We start from the raw sequence: 18,462 nt of genomic DNA on the forward strand, positions 1-18,462 counted from the left end.
ATCTGTCCAAGGGCCCGGTGTTGACCGGGCCTTTTTTATGGGAGTAAAAGAACGTGAGTTGGATGTGGCTGATCGGTGGCGTGATGCTGATTGAAGGGCTGGGGCCGTTGTTGTTCCCCCGTCAGTGGCAGGCCATGATGCGCGAGTTGGCGGGCCAGGATACCGCGGTATTACGGCGTATTGGCGGTGCATTGGTGACGGCGGGCGCGGTGCTGCTTTACATTTTTTCCGCCTAGGCGGTGTTTTGACCACACCTGTTCTGCTAGAATCCTGCTTTAACCACTAACTGCGATCGAGACATGGGTAAAAATGTAGTTGTGCTGGGCACCCAGTGGGGTGACGAGGGTAAAGGTAAAGTTGTTGACCTTCTCACCGACCAGGCCCACTACGTGGTTCGCTACCAAGGCGGCCACAACGCCGGTCACACTCTTGTGATCGACGGCGAAAAAACTGTCCTCCACCTGATCCCGTCAGGTATCCTCCGCTCCAACGTTAAGTGCCTGATCGGTAACGGCGTTGTACTCTCCCCCGAAGCCCTGCTGAAAGAGCTGACCATGCTGAAAGAGCGTGGTGTACCGGTGGAAGAGCGTCTGATGATCTCTGAAGCCTGTCCGCTGATTCTGCCTTACCACGTTGCTGTGGATCAGGCCCGTGAAGCGGCTCGTGGCAACAAGGCCATCGGTACCACTGGCCGTGGTATTGGTCCGGCTTACGAGGACAAAGTAGCTCGCCGTGCTCTGCGCGTGGGTGACCTGCTGGACGCTGAACGCTTCGCTACCAAGCTGAAAGACGTTCTGGCTTACCACAACTTCATGTTGACCGAGTACCACAAGGTTGACGCGGTTGATTACGACACCGTACTGAAAGACGCGCTGGAGCTGGCTGAGATCCTGCGTCCGATGATCGTTGACGTAACCGACACCCTGGACAAAGCGCGCAAAGCGGGCGAGTACATCATGTTCGAAGGTGCCCAGGGCACTCTGCTGGACGTGGACCACGGTACCTACCCCTATGTGACTTCCTCCAACACCACTGCTGGCGGCGTGTCCACCGGTTCTGGTTTTGGTCCGAACCACATCGATTACGTACTGGGCATCGTTAAGGCCTACACCACCCGCGTGGGCGGTGGTCCGTTCCCGACTGAGCTGGATTGCGAAGTGGGTGAGCACCTGGGCGTTAAAGGTCACGAGTTTGGTGCCACCACCGGCCGTAAGCGCCGCACTGGCTGGTTTGACGCTGTGGCCATGCGCCGCGCCGTTCAGATCAACGGCATCACCGGTTTCTGTCTGACCAAACTGGACGTACTGGACGGTCTGAATGAGCTGAAGATCTGTACCGGTTACCAGATGCCGGACGGCACCGTGCGTGACGTACCGCCGATGGACGCCGAAGGCTACGAAGTGGCTGTACCGGTTTACGAGTCCATGCCGGGTTGGGACGCCAACACCTTCGGTGTGACCGAGCGTGACCAGCTGCCGAAAGAGGCTCTGGATTACATCGCTCGCATCGAGCAGTTGCTGGAAGTGCCGGTGGACATCATCTCCACAGGTCCGGACCGCAACGAAACCATGATCCTGCGTCACCCCTTCGCGTAAGGGTTGAAAACGGGGCCTGCGGGCCCCGTTAAAGTATCTTCTGGCCGTGTCGATAACCTGATCATGAAACGGACTCTACTGACTTTGCTGATGCTGATGGCCCCGGGCGCCCTGGCACAAGAGATGCGGGCGGTGGAGCTGTACGGCCAGGACGAACTGCTGAGCATGATTCGCGCCAATACCCACCTGATGCGGGTGAAGCGTGACGACTGCCAGTTGGTTCAGGATATCCAGGCCCGAGCCGATGTCCTCAAGCTGCCGGCCTACCAGTTTCTCTGGGCCGATATGAAGCTGTACGGGGTGTGCGTTGAGAAGGACGTGCAAACCGGTTTTGATTACCTGCGACTGGCCGCCGATCAGGGGCTGCCGGACGCACTCGAGCAGTTAGGGCGCTACTATCTCGAAGGGCGCTTTGTGGTTACTGACGAGGCCATTGGCCTGCGTCTGACCCGGATGGCCGCCTCCCTTGAGCACCACCGGGCCCTACTGACCCTCGCCCGCTACTATGCGGATGGCGAGGGCAGTCCACTCGATTATCCCGAAGTGTATCGCTGGCTCCACCGTGCTGTGTTTGAGACGGAAGCGGAACGTCGGGAAGCCGAACAGTTGAAAAATCGCCTGGCCCAACAGCTGCCGCCCAGTGTGCGCGAGCAGACCCGCCAGGCCGCCCTGGGTCGCTAAACGACCATTAGGGTTATACTTTCACCCACTTTCCAATCATTGGCAGTCAAATGAGTCACGATCCCCATTTTCAGCGGGAGGCGGAAAAGTACGCCAACCCGATCCCCAGCCGTGAATTTCTTATCGAGCGCATGCGCGAGCACACCGGTCCGGTGTCCCGAGAAGAGTTAGCGGCCCATTTTCAACTTGAGGGCGACCAGTACGTCGCACTCTGTCGCCGTCTGCGCGCTATGGAGCGCGATGGCCAAATCGTTTACACCCGCAAGGGCCGCTACGGCCTGCCGGAGCGGATGGACCTGCTGACCGGTGTGGTGCTGGGTCACCGCGACGGTTTCGGTTTCTTCCGTCCCGATGATGGCTCGGACGACCTCTACCTGTCCGAGCGCAGCATGTACTCCGTGCTGCACGGTGACCGTGTGCTGGCCCAGGTGGACGGCATGGACCGTCGCGGCCGCAAAGAGGGCCGCATCGTTCGCATCATCGAAGAGCGCAGCAAAGAGCTGGTGTGCCGTTACTTCAATGAAGACGGCATCGGTTTCGCTGTGCCGGATGATGCCCGCATCTCCCAGGACATCCTGATCCCGGAAGATGGCCGCGCCGGTGCCCGTGATGGCCAGGTGATCGTGGTTGAACTGGTTAAACGACCGGCCCGTCACACTCACGGCATTGGCCGGATCAAAGAGGTACTGGGTAACGAGATGGCCCCGGGCATGGAGATTGAGATCGCCCTGCGCAGCCACGACCTGCCGCACCAGTTCTCTGAAGCGCTGTTGCAGGAAACCGCCGCCATCCATGACGAGGTGCAGGAAGCGGAGAAGCAGGGTCGTAAAGACCTGCGTCACCTGCCGCTGGTCACCATCGACGGCGAAGACGCCCGCGACTTCGACGATGCGGTCTTTGTTAAGCCCAAGAAGGGCGGCGGCTGGCGCCTGTACGTGGCGATTGCCGACGTGAGCCACTACGTGCGTCCGGGTACCCACCTGGATGACGAAGCGCTGGCCCGCGGTAACTCCGTGTACTTCCCGGCTCAGGTGATTCCGATGCTGCCGGAGAAGCTGTCCAACGGCCTCTGCTCGCTCAACCCGCACGTGGATCGCCTCTGCATGGTGGCGGAGATGACCGTCTCTGCCGCTGGCAACCTGTCCGGTTTTGAGTTCTACCCTGCGGTGATGCACAGCCACGCCCGCCTGACCTACACCAAGGTGGCGGCGATGCTGGAGGGCGATCAGGCCCTGATCGAACAGTACGCTGAGGTGTTCCCGCACCTGGAAGAGCTGAATCGCCTCTACATGGCGCTGGACCATGCCCGTCAGGAGCGTGGTGCCCTGGTGCTGGAAAGCGAGGAAACCCAGTTCCTGTTTAACGCCCAACGTCGCATCGAGCGCATTGTGCCGCGCACCCGTAACGTCGCGCACAAGATGATCGAAGAGTGCATGATTCTGGCCAACGTGGCAGCCGGCAAGTTCGTGAAGAAGCATCAGGGTGAAGTGCTGTACCGGGTCCATGAAGGCCCGAGTGCTCAGAAGCTGGAAACTCTGCGCGACTTCCTGGGTCAACAGGGCCTCTCCCTGGGTGGCGGTGAAGAACCGACCCCGCAGGACGTGGCGGAGCTGCTGGCCAAGACCGAAGGTCGAGCCGATGCTGAGCTGATCCAGACCATGGTGCTGCGCTCCATGAAGCAGGCGGTTTACAGCCCGGAGAACATTGGCCACTTTGGCCTGGCGCTGCCGAGTTACGCCCACTTCACCTCGCCGATCCGTCGTTACCCGGACCTGGTACTGCACCGTGTTATCCGTTACCTGCTGGCCAAGCAGGAGAACCCGGCGTTGCCGCTGCAGGTGCTGCAGGCGGATGGTGCCTTCGGTTACGACAGTGGCCCGCTGGCGGAGCTGGGTGAGCACTGCTCCATGACCGAGCGCCGTGCCGATGACGCCACCCGTGACGTCTCCGATTGGCTTAAGTGTGAGTTTATGCTCGACCACGTTGGCGATACCTTCGATGCGGTGGTCAGCGGCGTGACCAGCTTCGGCCTGTTTGTGCGACTGAAGAACCTGCACATCGACGGCCTGGTGCACATCTCCACTCTGGAGAACGACTACTACCACTTCGATCCGATCCGCCAATCCCTGATCGGCGAAGGTGGCGGCCGTCGCTACCGCCTGGGTGACCCGGTGGAAGTGAAGGTGCTGGCAGTGAAACTGGACGATCGCCAGATCGATCTGGGCCTGCTCGAAACCGGCAAGAAGGCCAGCAAGAAAGGCCCGCGCAAATCCAGCAAAGGCAAATCCGGCCCGGCCAAATTCGGTAAGCCCCGCAGCGGTGAGAGCACCGAAAAGCGTGGCACCAAGAAACCCAAATCCAAGCGGAACAAGCGGTAAATGAAACACGAAATGGTGTTTGGCCTCCACGCGGTGGAGGCCTTGATGCAGCGCCAGCCCGAGCGGGTGATGGAGCTGTGGGTGATGAAAGGGCGTGACGATGAGCGCCTGACCCGAATTGCCGAACTGGCACAGCAGTTTGGCGTGCGGCCCCAGCTGGCGGCCCGCAAGGTACTGGACGACAAAGCGGAATCGACCCAGCACCAGGGCGTCGTGGCGCGCTGCAAGCCAGAGCCGGTGAAAGGCGAGCACGAACTGGACCAGCTGCTGGATGGCGTCGATACGCCCTTCCTGCTGGTGCTGGACGGTGTGACCGACCCGCATAACCTCGGCGCCTGTCTGCGCAGTGCCGATGCGGCCGGCGTTCACGGCGTGATTGTGCCGAAAGACCGCTCCGCCAGTCTGGGTCCCATCGTCCGCAAAGTGGCGGTGGGCGCCGCGGAATCCATTCCGTTGTTCCAGGTCACCAACCTGGCCCGCACCCTGCGTTCGCTGCAGGAGCGTGGCATCTGGATCGTTGGTGCGGCAGGTGAAGCCACCCACACCGTTTACCAGAGCAAACTGACCGGCCCGCTGGCGATTGCCATGGGAGCGGAAGGGAAGGGCCTGCGTCGACTGACCCGCGAACATTGCGATGACCTGATCAGCATCCCGATGGCCGGCGCAGTATCCAGCCTGAACGTGTCCGTTGCCACCGGCATCTGCCTGTTTGAAGCGGTGCGTCAGCGCCTGGGCTAAGCCCTCTGGTCCAACAAAAACGCCTCCATCATGGAGGCGTTTTTTTATGGGCGCTTACCGGAACGAGTAGATCAGGTTCACCGTCGACACCACATCGTGGTTTTCCGTGCCCACCGGCACCTTGTCGGTGTACTTGATGTCAAACCCCACCTTCAGCGCCAGGTCGGCCCAGAACTGGTTACGGTAAGCCAGGTTCAGGTTGGCGATGGTATTGCGGTTGCCGGTTTCCACCGAGGCGTCGGCGTTGAAGGTGGTGTACTCCTGCAGGCGGTGCTCCAGCTTACTGGCCAGACGGACAATCCCTTCGTCGTTGGTGGGGTCGCTCATGTCGTCAGAGTTGGACAGGTTGGCTTCGTTGTAACGGTAACCGGCACCCACCTCCAGGGTAACCTTGGTGCGCTTGGCATCCAGCGGGGTGTAACCGTATCCGAAGGAGTAGGTGAACTGCTTCAGGTAGGAACCGAATCGATCCCACAGCATGTCGCCACGACCATAGAGGTACTGAGTGCCCTCCAGTTTGTAGTCAGACTGATACTGAAGCTGGTACTGCTCCGCCGTGGTTTTTTCATCATCGGCGGCGAAATAGGCGCGGGCCACCGCTTCCTGTCGGGCATTCTCTGTGTCGTACACCAACTTTCCGCGCGTGTTGAAGTTGGCGGAGTTGGTGTTGCCGCTGTTGTATTGCATGCCCAGTTCCACTTCGGCGTCCAAATCCGTCGGTGGATCAGAGTAGTTGGGCGGCACCAGCGCCAGACTCGGGGCGCTAAACAGCAGGGCGGGCAAATAAAGAAGCGGGCGATTCACAGGGGGTGGTTCTACACTTTCCAGGCCATCAGGGTCCGCTCAGTCTATCTCTCAATGGGCTGAAATTGCTACTCAGTTTAAAAATGGTTAATGCGCTGCGCCGGCCCGCCAGATTGCTGCATTTTTGATTGTCTTCTGAGTCCCGTTCCGGTAACATGCGCCGGCTAATTCGGCCAAACCCCTTTTGTTCCTTGCCTCATAGGTCGGGCCGAGCCATTTGAGGCTAACTAACCGTAAGGAGCGATAATGCGTCATTACGAAATCGTCTTCATGGTTCACCCTGACCAGAGTGAACAGGTTCAAGGCATGATCGAGCGCTACACTGCGACCATCGAGAAAGACGGCGGCAAAATCCACCGTCTGGAAGACTGGGGTCGTCGTCAACTGGCTTACCCGATCGAGAAGCTGCACAAAGCACACTACGTGCTGGTAAACGCTGAAGCGACTGCTGAAGCCGTTGCTGAGCTGGAAACCAACTTCCGTTACAACGACGCGGTTATCCGCAGCATGGTTATCCGTACCAAAGCTGCTGTAACCGAAGCTTCTCCGATGGCCAAAGCCAAGGAAGAGCGTCGTGAGCGCGAAGAGCGTCGTGAGCGTACTGAAGCCAAGCCGGCTCAGGAAGCTTCTGCCGAGTAAGGATTGAGTTCCGTCAACCGCCTGGTGCTGACGGGCACTGTGCCCAGAGCGCCCAAGACCCTGACCGGGATTAACGGTGTCCCCCACAGTTATTTTCTGTTGGAACATCGCTCGATGCAGATGGAAGCGGGCCATAAACGCCCGGTTTACTGCAAGATTCAGGTGGTCTTGAGTGGCCATGACACTCAACCGTTACTGCGCTATCTGGAATTAGGCTGCAATATCACCGTCGCTGGCTTCGTAGGCTGGCAGCAAGGCCGAGATGGCCAATCAAAGCTGGTATTGCACGCCGACACGATAGAACCGATTTGCTAGGAGACTGCCCCTATGGCACGTTATTTTCGTCGTCGCAAGTTCTGCCGTTTCACCGCTGAAGGTGTAACTGAGATCGACTACAAAGACATCGCTACTCTGAAGAACTACGTTACTGAGAGTGGCAAAATCGTACCGAGCCGTATCACTGGCACCAGCGCTAAGTACCAGCGTCAGCTGGCTCGCGCTATCAAGCGTGCTCGTTACCTGGCTCTGCTGCCGTACACTGACCTGCAAGGCTAAGTCCTTACACGTTCAACTTTAAGTAGAGGAAAGGTAATGGACGTTATTCTGCTGGATAAGGTTGCCAAACTGGGCGGCCTGGGCGACAAAGTTACTGTTAAATCCGGTTACGCTCGTAACTACCTGCTGCCGCAAGGCAAAGCAGTTGTAGCCAACGCTGCTAACCTGGAAGTGTTCGAAGCTCGCCGTGCCGAGCTGGAAGCCAAAATGGCTGCAGACCTGTCTGCTGCTGAAGCTCGCGCTGAGAAGCTGGCTGCTCTGGAAGTGGTAGAAATCGCCTCCAAAGCTGGTGACGAAGGCAAGCTGTTCGGCTCCATCGGTACCCGCGACATCGCTGACGCTCTGACCGCCGCTGGCGTTGAAGTAGCGAAAGCTGAAGTACGTCTGCCGGAAGGCGCTCTGCGTCAGTGCGGCGAGTACGACATCGTTATCGCTCTGCACAGCGACGTAACTGCGACCGCTAAGATCGCCGTTGTTGCTTCTGCCGAGTAAGCGATTACGAACGCAAAAAAAACACCGCCTCCGGGCGGTGTTTTTTTATGCCTGAAATTCGGTTTCAGGGTTGGACTTTGGCCCGCTTCTCTACGGCGTTCAACACGTCGTACAGTCCCACGGTGTTGGCCTGGTTGGCCAGCCAGCCCGGGATCTTGCCGCCGGGATCGGTGTAGACCCAGTAGGTGGCTTTGGTTTTGCCATCGGGCAGGCGGCTCAAGGCCCAGCTGCCGTCGCAGATCTCCAGTCGTACCACGCCCTGTTTCGGCTCGGGGCCAAACTGGTTCATCTGGGTCCAGTAGCGGTAGTACTCGCCCGCTTCGGCATCGGCCTCATTGACGATCAGCAGGGTGTAGTCGCGCTTACTGACCAGCGGCGGGTCGACCCGGTGATAGACGTACTGGCCCCCATTGTCGGCGTCACCGACGATCTCGATGTCGTCGATATAGGGCATAAAGTCGGGATAGTGCTGGATATCGCTGATGGTCTGCCAGACCTGTGCCACCGGGGCATCGATCACCGCCTCCATCTTGACCTCTTTGACCTTGGTGCCTGGCACCTTGCGGGTAAAGACCTGAGCCTGACTCCGGTCGGACGCCAGCTCCCACTGGCCCCCTTCGGCGGGCTCAATGCGAACCGTGTTGGCGGCCTGCACCAGGCCGGTAAAAGCCAGTGCCAGCACCAATGACCATATACGGCGGGTTACCATAGCAGGATACCTCCCCACACCACGGCCACCTGACACAGGGCGATAAACACGGCGGCAGAGCCGATGTCCTTAGCCCGTCCGGACAGTTCATGATGCTCCGGGCCGATGCGGTCCACGACCGCCTCTACGGCGGAGTTCAGCAACTCCACAATCAGCACCAGCACCACTACGGCGATCATAAACAGCCGCTCCAGCACGGAGACGTCAAAGAAGAAGGCGGCAACAATGAGCACCACAGCAAGGAACAGTTCCTGACGGAACGCCTCTTCGTGGCGGTAGGCGGCTTTCAGGCCCTGCATGGAGTAGATACCGGCCTGAAAGAAGCGCATCACGCCGCGGTTTTTGTTTTCCGGTTGAGTCATATAGGTCTCTCACTGTTACACGATAACAATGATACCTCTCCGCTTCGTATTCGCGCCAAATCCATTTTCAGATTGACCATTTCCGGTTCAGACAGCTTAACCATTCCCCCGTTTACTTTTGGTGTGATTCGGTTGCCTTGTTGAGTAAATCACTGTTTTTTAAGGTTCTTAAAATGTTTCGCTTTCGTTATACTCCCTCGCTCTTGGGTTGCGTCGGAATATTGACGCATCGGTGACAAAAAAACGTCAGCAGGGGATGGGCAGGGAACCGCTGACGACTCATAGGGATGAGTGGATGGCTACGGATTGGCAAAAACGGCATGGCTTGGTGTTGTGTGCGGCGTTATTCAGTTTTGAACTGAGTGCGGCGCCCATTGTTCTGAATGGACCCTCGTCGGGCTGGATTCCGGTTCTGGCCGGAGCGCGGTTTGACCCGATTGATGACGAGCAAGCGCAGACCACCGGCCTCGATCTGGTCGGCGATGCACAGCATCCCCAGTTCTATACCGTCTACGACGACAACAATAGTGTCGACGAGTCCGATGACGTGGTGGCTTATCGCTTTCGGGTTGGCAGTGGCAATGACAGCAATGTCTACCTGATGGGGGTGGACTCCGATGGCGATGCCGTGCTGGATATCTTTATCGCGGGCAGCGGCAAAGAAGGCAAGATCTACATCTGGGGCAGCGACGACAAAAAGAACATCCCCGCCGGCCGGGTTGCCAATGACGGTCCCAGCACCACCACCATCGACACCAAGAATCCCCCGTACGAAATCGCGACCGACCCGCAAAACTACTCCCTGAACCCCGTCAGCAGCGTCGACAGTGACGCCTCCACCACCGACTTTGGCCCGCTGGATGGCGAAGACCACTTTGTCAGCTTTACGCTGCCGTTTTCGGCCATCAAAAGCGCCCTCAACAGCGTGAAAGGCCAGGTGGTCAGCAAAGACACCACCCTGCGTTACGTGGTGTTCTCGCTGAACCAGACCAACAGCATTAACGGCGATTTTTCCGGCATCAATGACAAAGATCCCGGTGTCTATGACAAGACCTACGAAGAGCTCGGGTTGTTTGTTCCGGTGGCACCGGATTACGTACCGCCCAGCAACGAGGCGCCGATTGCCGTTGCTGACACCGCCTCGACTCTGGAAGATTCCTCGGTTCTGGTTGATGTCCTTATCGGAGACAGCGACCCTGACGGTGACCCGCTGACCATCATCGGTTTTACGCAGCCTGCGTTCGGCATCGTTACCCAGGAGGGCGAGCAGCTCCGCTATGCCCCGTCATTGAACTTCCATGGCAATGACAGCTTCACTTACACCATCAGTGACGATGGGGGGCTCAGTCACAGTGCTGCAGTGGCGATTACCGTGACGCCGGTGAACGATGCCCCTATGGCCAACTACGTTGAGAAAACCATTGCCGAAGGCGCCAGCCTGGTGGTGGCGATGGCGGAGTTGGGGTCGGATGTCGATGGTGATGCGCTGACTCTGGCGTTGGGTGCTCTGCCTGAGGGCTGGAACCACACCGTGACCGCAAGCAGCGTCACGATCGTCCCGCCGGTGGACTTTAACGGAAGCCAAAACATCGGCTTCACCGTCACCGATCCCGCAGGTCTTTCCGACGGCAACACCATCAAGGTGATCGTCACGCCGGTGAACGATGCGCCGGTGGCGATGGATGACAGCACACGTACCTCTGAGGAGACGGCGGTTAATATCGACGTGACTGCCAACGACAGCGACGTGGATGGTGATGCGTTGCGGGTCGAGAGCATCAGCAATCTGGATCCGGCTAAGGGCAGCGCCACATTCAGCGGCGGCACCATCACCTTTACGCCAGCCCAAGACGTGACCGGCGAGGTCAGCTTCAGCTACACCGTGACCGACGGGGCGGTTGGGGCCGCAGGCCTGACCGACACGGCGACTGTGACAGTCACCATAGACCCGGTGAACGATGCACCGGTGGCGATGAATGACAGCGTGCGCACCGCCGAGGAGACGGCGGTCAATATCGACGTGACTGGCAACGACAGCGACGCGGATGGTGATGCGTTGCGGGTCGAGAGCATCAGCAATCTGGACCCGGCAAAGGGCAGCGCCACGTTCAGCGGCGGCACCATCACCTTTACGCCGGCCAAGGATGAGACCGGCGAGGTCAGCTTCAGCTACACCGTGACCGACGGAGCGGTTGGGGCCACAGGCCTGACCGACACGGCGACCGTGACAGTCACCATAGATCCGGTGAACGATGCGCCACAAGCCAATGATCTCAGTCGCACCATTGAGGCGGGCGCCAGCCTGACCGTACCGGTGTCCGAACTGGCGAAGGACGCTGACGGTGATGCCCTCGACTTCACCTTTGTGACCCTGCCCCAGGGCTGGACGGCCAAAGTGGAGGGCGGCAATGTGGTGGTCACGCCAGTGGCTGACTTCAGCGGCAGCCAAGGGGTTGAGTTTACCGTTGCGGATCCCAGTGGAGCCCAGGCATCAGCCACCATCACGATTACCGTGAACCGGGTAAATGAAGCCCCCGTGGCCAATAACATCAGTCGTACCATCGCCGAAGACAGCAGCCTAACTGTGGCGGTCTCCGTATTGGCATCAGACCCGGATGGTGATGCCTTCGAACTCACTTTTAGCACCCTGCCACAGGGCTGGGTCGCCAAGGTCGAGGGCGGTAACGTCGTGGTGACGCCACCGACCGACTTTAACGGCAGTGAGCCGATCCCTTTCACCGTTACGGATCCCAGTGGGGCAGAGGCCGCGGCAGTCATTACGGTCACGGTCGAACCGGGTAACGATGCCCCCGTGGCGGTTGATGATACGGCCACCACTACGGAAGACACGCCGGTCGCGATCGACATCCTCAGAAATGACAGTGACGTCGATGGCGATGCGCTGTACTTCAACGGCGTCACCGGACTGGCTGCCGACAAGGGCCGTGCCGACTTCGCCAATGGCGTGCTGACGTTTACTCCGGCCGCCCACGTGTTCGGCGAGATCCGGTTCGATTACACCATCAGTGATGGCGATAATGGCCAGACCGACAGCGCCAGCGTGACGGTTACTGTCGACCCGGTGAACGATGCGCCGGTAGCCGTTGCCGACAGCACCACCACCGAGGTGGGCTCGCCGGTGGTGATCCCGGTGCTGGACAATGACTCCGATGTTGATGGCGATGCGCTCAAGGTTATCAGCGTGGTACTCGGCGACCCTGCCCAGGGCAGCGTCAGCTTCAGCGACAACAGCATCACCTTCACCCCGGCAGCAGGCTTTATCGGCAACGCCAGCCTGACCTACACCATCGCCGACCCCAGTGGCGCTGAAGCCTCAGCCAACGTATCGGTACAGGTTGTTGCTGCCGATTCGGAACCGGTGGCAGTCGATGATGAAGCCTCGGTCAACGAGGATGAATCGGTACAGATCCGCGTACTGAATAACGACAGTCACGGTGGTGCCGGCCTCAACCCGGCCAGTGTCCAGGTGGTTGACGCGCCGTTGCACGGTGAGGTCAGTGTGGATGTTGGCAGTGGTGTCATCACCTACCGCCCGACTGAAAACTATGATGGCAGCGACAGCTTCACTTATCAGGTGCAGGACAACGGTGAGCGGGTTTCCGCACCGGCGACTGTCCGGATTGAAGTGTTGCCGGTCAACGATGCGCCGGTTGCGGTAAACGACACCTTTGATGTGACCGAGGATGGTGAAGTCCTGCTGACCCTGCTGAATAACGACAGTGACCCGGACAGCGGCGATGCCCCTCAGCAGGACAGCATCGAGTTCCTGTCCCAGCCGGAACAGGGCACGCTGACGCTGCGTGATGGCCAGTGGTACTTCCAGCCTGAGGCTAACCAGACCGCGTCGGTCGAGTTCGAGTACCGGGTCGCTGATGGGGAAGGGGTTTACTCTGACGGAGCCAGAGTGTTTGTGCGCATCGAGGCCGTTAACGATGCCCCGGTTGCACGGGCCGATGAGGCTTCAACCGACGAAGATACGGCGCTGCTGCTGGACCTTCTGACTAACGACGAAGATGTCGATGGTCAGTTGCTGCCGGGCCAGATCGAGATCACCGTACCGCCGACTTCGGGCACCGTCTCGCAGGACAGCGAGGGTAACTGGTACTACACCCCCAACCCCAATGCTTCCGGTCAGGACAGCTTCGAATACCGGCTGGTGGACGAAGAGGGGCTGGCGTCTGAGAGCGTCGTGGTGACCGTTACCATCAACGCGGTCAATGACATTCCGGTCGCCAATGATGACGCCGTGACCCTGGCGGAAGATGGCGATTTCGCCATTAACGTGCTGGGCAATGATGAGGATATCGATGGCGTCTTGCTGGCGGCCTCCGTCACTGTCGTGGCTCAACCCGAGCATGGCACCGTCGAACTGGACCGTACCACCGGCCTGCTGCGCTACCAGGCCGGCGATAACTATTTCGGCGAAGACCGCTTCCAGTATCGGGTGCAGGATGACGCCGGCGCCTGGTCCAACGATGCCACTGTGGTGGTGACCATCAGCGCCGTTAACGATGCGCCGTTGGCCAATGCTGACCGGGTCGAGATGGATGAGGACCAGGGGACAACCTTAAACCTGCTCGGCAACGACCAGGACGTTGATGGCCGCTTGGATCCCACCTCCATAGAACTGAAAGACCTGCCAGAGAGCATCCGCGTTGAGGTTCAGGCCGATGGCAGCCTGCAGATCTCCCCGGCGCAGGATTTCAGTGGTGAGGTGACCTTCAGTTACCGCGTTGCCGATGATGAGGGTGAGTACTCCGATTGGGCGCTGATCACCGTGGTTGTCCGAGCACAGAATGACGCGCCGGTCGCGGTGGCGGACCGCTTTGAGCTGGATGAAGGCGGCGTCCTGCAGGCCAGCGTGACCGACAACGATTTTGATGTGGATGGTGACGCGTTCAGTGCCCAGCTGGTGAGCCAGCCGCAGTATGGCGCGGTAACCCTGCAAAGTGACGGCAGTTTCCGCTATCAGCATGATGGCGGCGAGCAAACCCAGGATCGCTTCGAGTACCAGATTCATGATGGAGAGTTCGACTCGGCGCCCGTGACTGTGACCCTGGATATCCGCGCGCTTAACGATGCGCCGGTGGCGCAAGCGGATGCAGTGAGCACCCGCGAAGACGAATCGGTTGCGATCGCCGTACTGGCCAATGACAGCGATGCGGATGGTGACCCGCTGACGGTTGCGGTCACCGTGGCGCCCAAGCTCGGGACTGCCGACGTGGTGGAGGGTCTCATTCACTATCAACCACAGCCCAATCGTTCTGGTGTGGATTCGCTGAGCTATCAGATCAGTGATGGCAAGGGTGGAGTCGCGACCGCGCAGGTCACCATTGAGATTCGTGCGGTTAACGATGCACCGGTGGCCAACGATGATGTGGCTGAAACCGCAGAAGATCAGGCGGTCAGCATTGATGTGCTGAGTAACGACAGTGACCTGGATGGCGATACGCTGAGCCTGTCTCTGGTGAACCAGCCGGCTCGGGGGGAGGTGCAACTCTCCGCTGGTCAGGTCCGCTACCAGCCTGAGCCCAACGACCATGGCGAAGTCACCTTCCGCTATGCCATTGACGATGGCAATGGCGGCCGGGACGAAGCCCAGGTGCGTGTGGTTGTGGTGCCGGTCAATGACCCGCCGGTAGCGAACGATGACTGGACCGCAACCTCGGTACGCCAACCAGTCGTGATTGCTGTGCTCGATAACGACGTCGATGTGGATGGCGATGCCCTGGTGGTGGTTAACGCATCCGTGGATTACGGACAGGTCGAGGTGCTGGCGGATCAGACTCTGCGCTTTACCCCTCAGCCGGACCGACTGGAAGCCAGCCGTATTAGCTATCGCATCAGCGATGGCAAAGGCGGCGAGTCCTCAGCGCTGGTGCAGGTGATGGTGGACAGTGATAACCGCGCCCCGGTGGCACAGGACGATGAGGTCATTCTTGCCAACGGGCAGTGGCAGGCCCGCATTGCGGTGCTGGATAACGACAGCGACCCGGATGGCGATGCGCTTACCGTCATCGGCGCCGCTGGCGGCTATGGCGAGGTGATGATTGAGGCGAACCAGCTGGTTTGGCAGGGCGACAGCAACATGCCGGGCAGCGTCATCATCGAGTACCGCATCAGCGATGGCTTCGGTGGCGAAGACAGCGCCATCGTGCAGCTGCTCAGTGACGATGCCCTGCGTCCCGTGGTGACGGCACCGGCACCGGTCTGGGTGGACGCCGAAGCGCTGTTCACCAAGGTGGACCTTGGCACGGCGACCGCGGTTGACCGTTTTGGTACGCCGCTGCCGGTGAGCCTGGTGGATGGCGTGCCGTTCTTCCAGCCCGGTGAAAACACCGCGCTTTGGGAGGCCTGCGACGACGAGGGGCGTTGTGGCACTGCGCCCCAGAAGGTCTATGTGCGCCCGCTGGTGTCCCTGGCCAAAGATCAGGTGGTGCTGGAAGGCCGCGAGGTCGAAGTGGAGGTGGTGATGAACGGCCCCCACTACCAGTACCCGGTGGTGGTGCCTTACACCCTGAGCGGCACGGTGGATGACAGTGAGCACACCCTGGTTGAGGGTGAGCTGCTGATTGAGTCCGGCACCTCCGCCCTGCTGACCTTCGAGACCCTTGAGGATGGGGTTGCCGAAGCGGATGAGACCCTGGTGGTTCACCTGGACCCCAGCGTGAATCCCGGCAACAAGCGTGACCATCAGGTCACCATTACCGAGGGCAACCTGCCGCCGGAGCTGGCGTTGAGTGCGGCCCAGGATGGTGAACCCCGTCTGGTGGCCAGCCAGGAGCTTGGCATGATGGTCATCGCCGCGACCCTGACCGACCCCAATGCCGGGGATCAGCATCAGTGGCAGTGGCATCACGACAGCATCCTGGCGGATCTGGATGTGACGGAGGAGCGCTTCGAGTTTGACCCGGCAGAGGTTGATCCGGGCCTCTACACCCTGACCGTGGAAGCCTGGGATCAGGCGGGACTGACCGACATCACCAGCATCACCATTGAAGTGGTGGCGGCGCTGGCTCCGCTGGAGCCGGGTGCTGACAGTGATGGTGACCTGATCCCGGACCTGGATGAAGGTTACGTTGACCGTGACTTCGATGGCATCCCGGATTACCGCGACCAGGTGGTGGACGAGTGCAATGTGCTGCCGGAAACCGGTGACAACTGGGATGGCTATATCGTAGAGGCGGATCCCGCGGTGTGCCTGCGCATCGGCCGGTACACCACCAACGGCGCCTCCGGTGGTGCCCAGGTGCTGGCTCAGGACATCGGCACCGCCCGCAATGATCTGGTGGAAGACACCGAAGCCACCAATGTCGGCGGCATCTTCGACTTCATCGCGTACAAGCTGCCGGAAGCCGGCCAATCGGTACAGGTGGTGCTGCCCCAGCGCCTCGCCATTCCGGCCAACGCGGTGTACCGCAAATTCCTGCCTGAAGAGGGCTGGGTCACCCTGATTGAAGATGGTGATAACCGCCTGCACTCCGCGCCGGGCGAGCCGGGCTTCTGCCCGCCTCCGGGTGGGGATGTCTGGACGCCGGGGCTGAATGAAGGCCACTGGTGTGTGCAGGTCACCCTTGAGGATGGGGGACGTTACGACGCGGACGCTCTGCGCAATGGCAGCGTGACTGATCCGGGTGGAGTCGCGGTGATGCTGAACAACAACCGTCCGCCCCTGGCGAATGGCGATGTGGCGCGGGTGCGTGACGGTAAGCGCATCGTTATCCCGGTACTGGACAACGACAGCGACCCGGATGTGGACCCACTGCGCATCGTCGCGGTCAGCGCGGCATTGGGTGAGGTCAGCATCAACGATGACCAGACCCTGGACTACCGGGCGCCGCTGGGTTACCTCGGTGCTGATACCTTGTCCTACAGCATCAGTGACGGCCAGGGCGGCAGTGCCCAGGCCAATGTGGCGGTGGATGTTTACCTCAACCGAGGCCCGCTGGCGGTGAATGATGTGGCTGAGTTGTACAACAACGATACCGCCCTGGTGAGTGTGATGAGTAATGACAGTGACGCCGACGGTGACACCCTGCAGCTGGTGTCGGCCAGCGTTGATATTGGCAGCGTCACGGTGGAAGCCAATGGCCAGTTGCGTTACCAGCCGCCGCAGGACTACATCGGCCCGGCGCTGGCGACCTACACCATCACCGATGGTGAGGGGGGTGAAGCCAGTGCTGAGGTGCAGTTCAGCGTGCTGGGTAAACAGCTGGTCAAAACCGAAGGGGGCAGTTCCGGCAGCCTGAATGCCATCGGTCTGGCCCTGCTGGCCTTGCTCGCACTGGGGCGCCGCCGCGTTCTGCCCTGGTTGGCTTTGGTGCTCGGGGCGTCCGCCCCTGCACTGGCGGAGGAGAAACCGCTGGACCCGCTGAAACCCTGGTTCGTCACCGGTAATCTGAGCTGGGCCAGCAGCGATGTGTCCACCTCCGACCTTAATCGCGACCTGGCCGATGCCGGACTGAATGCTCAGGTATTGTCTCTGGACAAAGAGCGACTGGGTTGGGGCGTGGGCCTGGGGTACCGCGTTACCGAGCGATGGTTTGTGGAGGCCGGCTACCTCAATATCGACGAGGTGGACCTCACCATTGAAGGCGTGTTTCAGGATCCAGCGACCTTCTTCGATGCGGTGGAGCACGTTTACCCCGAATCCGGCCATGGCCCCTATGCCCAGCTGGGTTATCGCCTGCCATTGAGCGAGCGCTGGGGGTTGACCGGCAAGGTCGGTGCCTTCTTCTGGGAGGGGGACTACGAGTCTGTGGCGCTCAATACCGGTATGGGCACCGGCAGTGATAATCCTGATGGCACTGATCTGCTCTATGGGGTGACGCTGGATTATCGGGTCAGCCGCGATTGGCTGGCGTCCCTTCAGCTGCAGCGGGTCGAGTTTGACCGTTACCCCGCCATGCTGCTGGGCTTCAACCTCAGCTACCACTTTGGCGGCAGTGCCGCACCCGCTCCGGTGCTGGCCCCAGTGCCGGTGGACAGTGATGGCGATGGCGTGATCGACCCGCAGGATGCTTGCCCGGATACGCCGATGACCCATGCGGTGGATGGTCGAGGCTGTACCCTGTGGCGCACTGAGGCGATGGAGCTGGAACTGGTGCTGCTGTTTGCCAACGACAGTGCAACGATTCCGGCCACTTACGACGTGGTGCTTCAGAACCTGAGCGAGCAGCTTGCCCCGCTGGCGGACTACCAGGTGGTGATTGAAGGCCACGCTTCTGCCCCGGCTTCCTCCCGCTACAACCTGAGTTTGTCAGAGCGGCGTGCCCAAGCGGTAGGCGAGGCGCTGAATCAGCGTGGAGTCGAGTCCGCCAACATCACTTATGTCGCCCGAGGGGAAGAGATGCCTGCGGTGGCGGGGAACACCGAGCACGCTTACGGTCAGAACCGCCGGGCGGTGGTGATGGTGAGCTTCACCGAGAAAACGCCGGTGCCGCGCCCGTAATCTCGAGCCTCCGTAACAAAAAAGCGCGACCTCAGGG

13 protein-coding genes are annotated in these 18,462 nt (G+C 60.2%); 10 read left to right on the top strand and 3 right to left on the bottom strand.

Annotation, left to right across the window (positions count from 1 at the left end; genetic code table 11):
• Positions 1 to 62 precede the first annotated feature (62 nt).
• The 5 genes from FBAL_RS19785 (at position 63) to rlmB (ending at position 5,392) form a co-directional block, all read left to right on the top strand.
• Positions 63 to 236 carry a DUF2065 domain-containing protein gene (locus FBAL_RS19785; protein ID WP_083771151.1) on the top strand — a complete coding sequence of 58 codons (174 nt, stop codon included), beginning with the start codon at positions 63 to 65 and terminating at the stop codon, positions 234 to 236.
• A gap of 63 nt (positions 237 to 299) precedes the next feature.
• Positions 300 to 1,595, top strand: a complete 1,296-nt coding sequence (locus FBAL_RS02715) for an adenylosuccinate synthase (protein WP_013344041.1) — start codon at positions 300 to 302, stop codon at positions 1,593 to 1,595.
• Positions 1,596 to 1,658: 63 nt separating this feature from the next.
• On the top strand, positions 1,659 to 2,276 hold the full coding sequence (locus tag FBAL_RS02720) for a tetratricopeptide repeat protein (RefSeq protein WP_013344042.1): 618 nt from the start codon (positions 1,659 to 1,661) through the stop codon (positions 2,274 to 2,276).
• 50 nt (positions 2,277 to 2,326) lie between these two features.
• Positions 2,327 to 4,654, top strand: coding sequence for a ribonuclease R (rnr, locus tag FBAL_RS02725; protein WP_013344043.1), 2,328 nt, complete (start codon positions 2,327 to 2,329; stop codon positions 4,652 to 4,654).
• Positions 4,655 to 5,392, top strand: a complete 738-nt coding sequence (gene rlmB, locus FBAL_RS02730; RefSeq protein WP_013344044.1) for a 23S rRNA (guanosine(2251)-2'-O)-methyltransferase RlmB — start codon at positions 4,655 to 4,657, stop codon at positions 5,390 to 5,392.
• 54 nt (positions 5,393 to 5,446) lie between these two features.
• Here rlmB and FBAL_RS02735 read toward each other — a convergent pair whose 3' ends face one another.
• Complete coding sequence (locus tag FBAL_RS02735) at positions 5,447 to 6,196, bottom strand: DUF481 domain-containing protein (protein WP_013344045.1); 750 nt, start codon at positions 6,194 to 6,196, stop codon at positions 5,447 to 5,449.
• Between the two features lie 246 nt (positions 6,197 to 6,442).
• Between FBAL_RS02735 and rpsF the strand changes: the two genes are divergently transcribed.
• Genes rpsF through rplI form a run of 4 tightly spaced genes read left to right on the top strand, consistent with a single transcriptional unit; the run spans position 6,443 to position 7,882 of the window.
• Entirely contained in the window at positions 6,443 to 6,835 is a 393-nt protein-coding gene (gene rpsF, locus FBAL_RS02740) for a 30S ribosomal protein S6 (protein WP_013344046.1), read from the top strand.
• A gap of 24 nt (positions 6,836 to 6,859) precedes the next feature.
• Positions 6,860 to 7,150 (top strand): primosomal replication protein N, encoded by a 291-nt coding sequence (gene priB / locus FBAL_RS20780; RefSeq protein WP_371877171.1) that lies wholly within the window; start codon positions 6,860 to 6,862, stop codon positions 7,148 to 7,150.
• Between the two features lie 12 nt (positions 7,151 to 7,162).
• On the top strand, positions 7,163 to 7,390 hold the full coding sequence (rpsR, locus tag FBAL_RS02750) for a 30S ribosomal protein S18 (protein WP_013344048.1): 228 nt from the start codon (positions 7,163 to 7,165) through the stop codon (positions 7,388 to 7,390).
• Positions 7,391 to 7,426: 36 nt separating this feature from the next.
• Entirely contained in the window at positions 7,427 to 7,882 is a 456-nt protein-coding gene (gene rplI, locus FBAL_RS02755) for a 50S ribosomal protein L9 (protein WP_013344049.1), read from the top strand.
• Positions 7,883 to 7,946: 64 nt separating this feature from the next.
• Here rplI and FBAL_RS02760 read toward each other — a convergent pair whose 3' ends face one another.
• Together FBAL_RS02760 and FBAL_RS02765 are read right to left on the bottom strand one after the other, a co-directional pair.
• Positions 7,947 to 8,591 (bottom strand): START domain-containing protein, encoded by a 645-nt coding sequence (locus tag FBAL_RS02760; RefSeq protein WP_013344050.1) that lies wholly within the window; start codon positions 8,589 to 8,591, stop codon positions 7,947 to 7,949.
• Entirely contained in the window at positions 8,585 to 8,953 is a 369-nt protein-coding gene (locus tag FBAL_RS02765) for a diacylglycerol kinase (RefSeq protein WP_013344051.1), read from the bottom strand. Before FBAL_RS02765 ends, FBAL_RS02760 begins: the two co-directional genes overlap by 7 nt.
• 295 nt (positions 8,954 to 9,248) lie before the next feature.
• Between FBAL_RS02765 and FBAL_RS20170 the strand changes: the two genes are divergently transcribed.
• Positions 9,249 to 18,425: an Ig-like domain-containing protein gene (locus FBAL_RS20170; RefSeq protein ID WP_013344052.1), complete on the top strand. Its 9,177-nt coding sequence runs from the start codon at positions 9,249 to 9,251 to the stop codon at positions 18,423 to 18,425.
• Positions 18,426 to 18,462: the final 37 nt, after the last annotated feature.

The sequence above is a fragment of the Ferrimonas balearica DSM 9799 genome, assembly GCF_000148645.1.
Classification (GTDB): domain Bacteria; phylum Pseudomonadota; class Gammaproteobacteria; order Enterobacterales; family Shewanellaceae; genus Ferrimonas; species Ferrimonas balearica.

What these genes read in the sequence shown, in the direction of transcription:
- FBAL_RS19785 (WP_083771151.1), top strand. Translation starts at nt 63, where the DNA reads ATGTGGCTGATCGGTGGCGTGATGCTGATTGAAGGGCTGGGGCCGTTG.
- FBAL_RS02715 (WP_013344041.1), top strand. Translation starts at nt 300, where the DNA reads ATGGGTAAAAATGTAGTTGTGCTGGGCACCCAGTGGGGTGACGAGGGT.
- FBAL_RS02720 (WP_013344042.1), top strand. Translation starts at nt 1,659, where the DNA reads ATGAAACGGACTCTACTGACTTTGCTGATGCTGATGGCCCCGGGCGCC.
- rnr (WP_013344043.1), top strand. Translation starts at nt 2,327, where the DNA reads ATGAGTCACGATCCCCATTTTCAGCGGGAGGCGGAAAAGTACGCCAAC.
- rlmB (WP_013344044.1), top strand. Translation starts at nt 4,655, where the DNA reads ATGAAACACGAAATGGTGTTTGGCCTCCACGCGGTGGAGGCCTTGATG.
- rpsF (WP_013344046.1), top strand. Translation starts at nt 6,443, where the DNA reads ATGCGTCATTACGAAATCGTCTTCATGGTTCACCCTGACCAGAGTGAA.
- rpsR (WP_013344048.1), top strand. Translation starts at nt 7,163, where the DNA reads ATGGCACGTTATTTTCGTCGTCGCAAGTTCTGCCGTTTCACCGCTGAA.
- rplI (WP_013344049.1), top strand. Translation starts at nt 7,427, where the DNA reads ATGGACGTTATTCTGCTGGATAAGGTTGCCAAACTGGGCGGCCTGGGC.
- FBAL_RS02760 (WP_013344050.1), bottom strand. Translation starts at nt 8,591, where the DNA reads ATGGTAACCCGCCGTATATGGTCATTGGTGCTGGCACTGGCTTTTACC.
- FBAL_RS02765 (WP_013344051.1), bottom strand. Translation starts at nt 8,953, where the DNA reads ATGACTCAACCGGAAAACAAAAACCGCGGCGTGATGCGCTTCTTTCAG.
- FBAL_RS20170 (WP_013344052.1), top strand. Translation starts at nt 9,249, where the DNA reads ATGGCTACGGATTGGCAAAAACGGCATGGCTTGGTGTTGTGTGCGGCG.